A 6103-nucleotide genomic window follows, 5' to 3' on the forward strand; every position below is an offset into this window, starting at 1 on the left:
CGCTTCATCTGTCCGTCCTTCAAATCGAGGCCGGACTCTAACTCCAGGTGGAGGAAAAAATCAGTAGCAGGTCACGGGTAGTAGGCATCTTCGTTGCCACGGTTGGTTTCCTAGCGTCCACGATTGGAGTGCTTCAGTTTACCCAGACCCAAGTGCGCAAATCTGCCGACCTTGAATATCGCTTGCCCCGCCAGTTCTACGACGGCGTTTCTGATGAATACTCCGAGCACTTCCAAGAGCGTGAGGTGGGTAAACTGATGTCACTATTGGCCTGCGAGACGCTGCGGTGACCTGAACCCATACCGGCATGATGCAGATGTGCGAACTGCCGCAACAAAAGGTCTGGCTCCTTTTTCTTTGCTACTCAAGGTAAGATTACCGAGATTTTGGCGGTTCCAGTTGAGTGTGTCATCACGCGCAGCAGGCTGAAACCAATACGAAGGCAACATGTCGTGGTCAGACTTGTTACTTTCTTGACATAAGCAACGATGATCGGAGCTGTCATGACACTCGGAAAACCTCATGCCGATCTTTTTTACTGCTTGGAAACCAGCCTCCATCGTCCCGAGGTCAGAAGGTCGCCGCAACAGACTGCAGGCCTTTTGGCCGACGAATTTGTAGAATTCGCAAAATCGGGACGAGTCTACAACAAAGAAGTCACAATTGACGCCCTCGCAAACGAAGGTTCGTCTGGATCGAGTATGGTGCCGCAGGTTGCGGACTTCTTCGTCACTGCGCTCTCGAATGACGTAGTCCTAGTCAGGTACAGAAGCGTCCGAGCTGCACCCGACGGACATAAGACTTTCGAAACCTTGCGAAGCTCGATCTGGAAATCCAATTTGGGCCGTTGGCAGATGGTTTTTCATCAGGGGACGCCTATCCCGCACGAATGACAGCCCCCGGCCCGACTGCCGTCATGGCGCAGAAGCGCCAACAGGAGACATCCGGCTCTCTCAGGTGCCATGCAACATCCCGCGCCACTAAGGCCCGACCAGCCCGGCAGCCTTCACCCCGCTGGTCCAAGGCTCGCTTCCAGATGATCCACCACCGCCCGCACCTTTGCTGACGGCCTCGGACCGGCCGGAAAGACAGCGTATACTTCTGCCGGATCGAGCCGCCAGGGTTGGAGGACCTGTGTCAATTGACCTGATCTCAGCTCCTCCCCCGCCATCACACGTGTCGCGAGTGCGATGCCTAGACCCGCGACTGCTGCCGCCAAGACCCCTGGCGCCGAGTTAATCCAGATCCTGGGTTGGACACTGACGGAAGTGACCGTCTTGTTGCGCGTAAAGCGCCAGCTCTCGCCTCCGAACGAGCCATGTTGAAGAATACAGTCGTGTTGTGCGAGGTCTGCCGGTGTGGCCGGAATGCCATGGGATGACAGGTAGGCCGGGGCCGCGATCACCAGTCGCTCAACCAGCGCCAGCTTACGCGCTCCGAAAGTAGAATCGTCTAAAGGTCCAAGATTGATCCGGATGGCCAGATCGATGCCATCAGTGATTAAGTACTGTCTGTTGTCACTCATGACGAGCTCGACCTTCAAGTCGGGATGTCGGGCCAGGATTGGTTTGAGGACCGGTATGATTGCACGGGTGCCATACATCAGCGGCATCGCGAGGCGGATCATCCCGTGGAGTGAGATCCAGCCCCCGCGTCGCTTGCTCGGCCTCCTCCACCTCCGCAAGCAGGCGCTTCGCCTGCTCCAGGTAGAGTCCGCCGGCATCCGTCAACGAGATGCTGCGGGTAGTGCGCAATAGCAGGGTAGTACCTAATCGCGCCTCCAGCCCCCCGACGATGCGAGACACCGAAGGCTGCGAGAGTTTTAGTTCGCGCGCGGCGCGTGAGAGGCTGCCGGTGTCCGCTACGCGAACGAACACAGTCATCTCCTGCCAGCGATCACTCATTCGAGATCCAAATAAATGTTGTTCGAGTCGAATGGATACACCGTACGCACCCGAGGTGGGCCACCTTGTAGGAACTGTCGGATCTGGCACTGACTGTCCTTATTGACGTCAATACGGACAGTGCGGAATGGAACGACTTGAGATTGTCGATAGCGGCCGACGGCGTCGCTTCAGCAAAGAGATGAAGCTGCAGATCGTCGCCGAGAGCTATTCGGAACCTGGCTTGTGTGCGACGACGGCGCGGCGACATGGAATATCGCGCTCGCAGTTATATGAATGGCGCCGGCTCGCACGAGCGTGGCAACAGGATGTTGCGTCGCCTGTGAGCGGCTTTGTCCCCGCGCTGCTTGTCCCAGAGGTAGAGCCAGCAGCCGGGTCGTTTCCGCCCGTCGGCCGGATGGAGGTTGTCAGCGCGAATGGTCGTCGCGTGATCGTGGACCGCGATGTCGACGTTGAGGCGCTGCTTCGGATCCTGCGCGGATTGGAGGCGCTGCGGTGAATCCGTTTCCGATGGGAACAGGGGTCAAGGTCTGGCTCTCGACGGGGTTCACGGACATGCGCTGTGGCTTTCCCTCTCTGGCACTTCGGGTGCAGGAGGTTCTGAAGCATGATCCATTGTCAGGGCATCTCTTCGTCTTCCGGGGGCGTAGATCGGATATTGTGAAGATCATCTGGCATGATGGTCTGGGTGCTTGCCTTTTTACTCGGCGGCTGGAGAGAGGCCGTTTTATCTGGCCGAATATGGAGGGCGGCGCGGTAGCGATCTCACCGGCGCAATTGTCCTATTTGTTGTCCGGGATCGACTGGCGCAACCCGCAGGAAACCTGGCGCCCGACGCGCGTCGGATAGCATCATAACCTTGAAAAGGTTGAGTGAATCTGATCCAATGGCTTCATGACTTCGAAGCCTGTAGATATTCCTGCGGACCTTGCAAGCGCCTATCTGGCGCTGCTTGGAGAGCATGAAACCTTGCAGGCTAACACGCGATCGCAGTTGCGGAAGCGGCCAAATGCGCAGGCCATGCTGTCGAACAACGAGGCGCTGATCGTTGCTCTGGAATTGAAGATCGAGAAGCTCAGGCGCGAGTTGCGGGGCCAGCGTTCTGAGCGCACGGCGCGATTGCTTGGCCAGATGGAATTGCAGCTTGAAGAGCTGGTGATGGCCGCGACAGAGGATGAAGTCGCAGCGCAGGCGGCTGCTGCCAAGACCGCGAGCGTACGTTCGTTCACACGCAAGCGGCCGGTGCGAAAGCCGTGGCCGGAGGATGTCGAGCGCAAGCGTGTGGTCATCGATCCTCCCAGCACCTGTGCATGCTGTGGCGGATCGCGACTTTCCAAGCTGGGCGAGGATGTGACCGAAACGCTGGAGGAGATCCCGCGCCGGTTCATCGTGATCGAAACCGTACGCGAGAAATTTAGCTGCCGGGACTGCGATAGGATCAGCCAGGCGCCGGCACCCTTCCATGCGACACCGCGCGGCTTCATCGGTCCTCATCTGCTGGCGACGATCCTCTTTGACAAGTTCGGCATGCATAGCCCGCTCAACCGCCAGAGCACCCGGTTCAAATGCGAGGGCATCGAGCTTTCGACCTCGACGTTGGGCGACCAGGTCGGGTATGGAACGGCCGCGCTCCTGCCGATCTTTGATCTGATCGAAACACATGTCTTCGAGGCCGAGCGGCTTTTTGGCGACGACACCACCATTCCCATTCAGGCCAAAGAAAGTGCACGACCGGACGCATATGGACTTACGTATGCGATGACCGGCCATTCGGGGGAACGGCGCCGCCAGCCGCAATCTATTATGCGTCCAGTGACCGGCGCGGCGAACATCCCCAGAAACACTTGGCCAGATACGGCGGCATTCTGCAGAGCGATTGCTATAATGGCTTTGAGCCGATCGCTGTTGCCGAAAAGAAAGCGGTACCGATCACCTTCGCCTTTTGCCATGCGCATGCGCGACGCAAGTTCTTTGAACTGGCCGATATCCAGAAAAATGTCCGCAACCGCAAACGCAAGGGCAAGCCAATCTCGCCGATCGCCCTGGAGGCCGTCCAACGGTACGACGCGCTGTTTGAGATCGAGCGCGAGGTCAATGGATTGAGCGCCAAAGAACGACTGGCCGCGCGGCAGGAAAAGAGCAAGCCGCTGTTCGACGACATGCACGAGTGGCTGAAACGGGAGCGCGCCACGCTCAGCAAATCGTCCGAGGTGATCGAGCCGATCGATTACATGCTGAAGCGATGGGATGGCTTTGCCCGTTTCCTCGAAGATGGCCGGATTTGTCTCACGAACAATGCGGCCGAACGCGCTCTGAGAGGAATTGCACTCGGGCGTCGAAACTGGACCTTCGCCGGTTCCCAGCGTGGGGCCGATCGTGCCGCCATCATGCTCTCCGTCATTACGACTTGCCGTCTCAACGACGTCGACCCAAAGGCGTGGCTCGCCGATGTGTTCGCTCGCATCGCCGACCATCCTGTCACGCGCCTGTACGAACTGCTGCCCTGGGAGTGGAAACGTGCATCGGCGGCAACCGTCATGCTGGCGGCCTGACGATGGTGACTTCCGTCGTCCGCCTGAAGGTCACCCTCGATCATGTCGAGCCGATAGTGATGCGTCGCGTTGTCGTGCCGTTCACCATCAGGCTCAGTCGGCTGCACGAGGTATTGCAGGCGGCGATGGGCTGGACCAACAGCCACCTTTACGAATTCCGCATGCGTGACGTCGGCTTTGGTTTGCCTGACGAGGAATGGGGGGATGGTCCTATCGATGCCCGCAGGGTCTCGCTGCTGTCGGCAGTCCAGGACACCGGTGTGAAATCGTTCAAATACCTTTACGACTTTGGCGACGGCTGGGAACACAGCATCAAGATCGAACGCACCTTTCCTGCAGTCGGCACGGAAGGGCCGATGCTCCTCGAAGCAACCGGACATTGCCCGCCCGAAGACGTCGGTGGTCCATGGGGTTATCAAGAGTTCCGCGAGGCGCTTGCAGACCCGGCGCACGAGCGACATGGCGAAACCCTCGAATGGTGGGGCAGTAGCGATTATGATTCCGTCGCCAACTTCGCGCAGCTCAACAAAGCCGTCGATGACCTGGCTGCAAAATGGGCCAGAAAAGCGCGCCGAAAAACCTGAACGCCGGGCCCTGGGCGAAGGCGCAAAGCTCGTTGTGGAGCGTCAGCCATAACAGTGCCAGGACCGCGTCATCGATTTTGTCCTCGTCGATCTCCATTCTGCTATGCTACCACCCGCGAGAACCCAAGTCCCGCGGTTCTCCTCGGATGGATACGATACACCCACTTTCGTTGATCGCCTAGCTTCCTGCTAACGGCACCTTCGCCAACACGGGAAATAAGTGATGACGCTCCAGAGCAAACTTGATGCAATGCGCGAGGGCTTCGAGAACGGGCGCTTTCCACTGGTGCCTACCGAGGCACAGCTCGATACCATGCGGCGCGCGACCCAATCGCTGATCGCCAGCAGGCAGGCCGATAAGGCTCTTCAGGCGGGCGACACGGCGCCGGAGCTCAACCTTCAGGACGCTGACGGCAACAACGTAAGTTCGCCGTCGTTGCTCTCCCGGGGTCCGCTGGTCGTGACCTTCTATCGCGGCGTCTGATGTCCGTATTGCAACTTCGATCTTCAGGCTCTGGAGGAAGTCCGGCCAGAGATCGAGGCACGTGGCGCCACACTGATCGCCATCTCACCCCAGACCCCGGCGAACAGCCGCAAGTCGCAGCGGATCAGATACTCAGAAGCAACGCGGTTCTGTCAGTGTCGAAATTGGCGAAGGCTGCCGCCGAGGGCATCTTTGCAACCAAAATGTGGTGGGAGTGACGACTCGGAATGACCGGTTCGGGCCGATTTCGTTGAAAAACTCGTAGGATTGGCTGCTCATCCGCCCATTTCTGTCTTTGGTCGGATTGAGCATGTCCCTCTGCCCCCGCGCCGCAGCGCAGGGTAGTAGTCTATGCCGCTCTCAAGCGGCAATTACGCTTAGTGGCCTGAGTTTGGCCAGCCTCCTGAGGTTCTGTGCAGTTGCTGCAAGCAGGAATTCATCTCGCGCACCACACGGCCCTCGGAGCCTTAGCCGCGCCATCCGCAGGAGGCGCTTGAGGTGAGCAAAGAGCATCTCAACCTTCTTTCGGCGATGCCGTGACTGCACGTAATCGGGTGTTGCGGCTATCGCTCGGGCGAC

The 6103-nt window shown here is 58.8% G+C and carries 9 protein-coding genes and 1 pseudogene; 6 read left to right on the forward strand and 4 right to left on the reverse strand.

Translation table 11 applies throughout. The annotated features are described in order from the left end of the window. The first annotated feature begins 503 nt into the window (after window positions 1-503). Complete coding sequence (locus tag MUU54_RS25165; RefSeq protein WP_354532495.1) at window positions 504-893, forward strand: nuclear transport factor 2 family protein; 390 nt, start codon at window positions 504-506, stop codon at window positions 891-893. 113 nt (window positions 894-1006) lie between these two features. Here MUU54_RS25165 and MUU54_RS24250 read toward each other — a convergent pair whose 3' ends face one another. Continuing rightward, window positions 1007-1627: a substrate binding domain-containing protein gene (locus MUU54_RS24250; RefSeq protein WP_247246499.1), complete on the reverse strand. Its 621-nt coding sequence runs from the start codon at window positions 1625-1627 to the stop codon at window positions 1007-1009. Beyond that, window positions 1518-1904 (reverse strand): LysR family transcriptional regulator, encoded by a 387-nt coding sequence (locus tag MUU54_RS24255; protein WP_312038870.1) that lies wholly within the window; start codon window positions 1902-1904, stop codon window positions 1518-1520. The genes MUU54_RS24250 and MUU54_RS24255 overlap by 110 nt, the downstream gene beginning before the upstream one ends. Before the next feature lie 127 nt (window positions 1905-2031). Between MUU54_RS24255 and tnpA the strand changes: the two genes are divergently transcribed. The 4 genes from tnpA to MUU54_RS24275 all read left to right on the forward strand — a co-directional run bounded on the left by tnpA (window position 2032) and on the right by MUU54_RS24275 (window position 5040). Continuing rightward, window positions 2032-2403, forward strand: a complete 372-nt coding sequence (tnpA, locus tag MUU54_RS24260; RefSeq protein WP_247246500.1) for an IS66-like element accessory protein TnpA — start codon at window positions 2032-2034, stop codon at window positions 2401-2403. After that, window positions 2400-2753, forward strand: a complete 354-nt coding sequence (gene tnpB / locus MUU54_RS24265; protein WP_446676986.1) for an IS66 family insertion sequence element accessory protein TnpB — start codon at window positions 2400-2402, stop codon at window positions 2751-2753. The genes tnpA and tnpB overlap by 4 nt, the downstream gene beginning before the upstream one ends. Window positions 2754-2798: 45 nt before the next feature. Beyond that, a protein-coding gene (gene tnpC, locus MUU54_RS24270; protein WP_247246501.1) for an IS66 family transposase occupies window positions 2799-4456 on the forward strand; the annotation gives its coding sequence in 2 pieces (ribosomal slippage) (window positions 2799-3624 and window positions 3624-4456; 1659 coding nt in all). A 2-nt stretch (window positions 4457-4458) separates the two neighbouring features. Continuing rightward, the gene (locus MUU54_RS24275) at window positions 4459-5040 is read left to right on the forward strand and encodes a plasmid pRiA4b ORF-3 family protein (protein WP_247246502.1); all 582 of its coding nucleotides are present in this window, start codon (window positions 4459-4461) and stop codon (window positions 5038-5040) included. Window positions 5041-5056: 16 nt separating this feature from the next. Here MUU54_RS24275 and MUU54_RS25230 read toward each other — a convergent pair. Beyond that, a pseudogene (locus tag MUU54_RS25230) lies at window positions 5057-5137 on the reverse strand (DUF6429 family protein); the annotation flags it as partial. A gap of 126 nt (window positions 5138-5263) precedes the next feature. Between MUU54_RS25230 and MUU54_RS24280 the strand changes: the two are divergent. Then, window positions 5264-5524, forward strand: coding sequence for a thioredoxin domain-containing protein (locus MUU54_RS24280; protein ID WP_247246503.1), 261 nt, complete (start codon window positions 5264-5266; stop codon window positions 5522-5524). Window positions 5525-5884: 360 nt separating this feature from the next. Here MUU54_RS24280 and MUU54_RS24285 read toward each other — a convergent pair. Continuing rightward, on the reverse strand, window positions 5885-6103 hold a 219-nt coding region (locus MUU54_RS24285; protein WP_247246504.1), incomplete at its 5' end, for a transposase.

The organism is Pseudorhizobium tarimense, from assembly GCF_022968135.1.
GTDB lineage: Bacteria > Pseudomonadota > Alphaproteobacteria > Rhizobiales > Rhizobiaceae > Neorhizobium > Neorhizobium tarimense.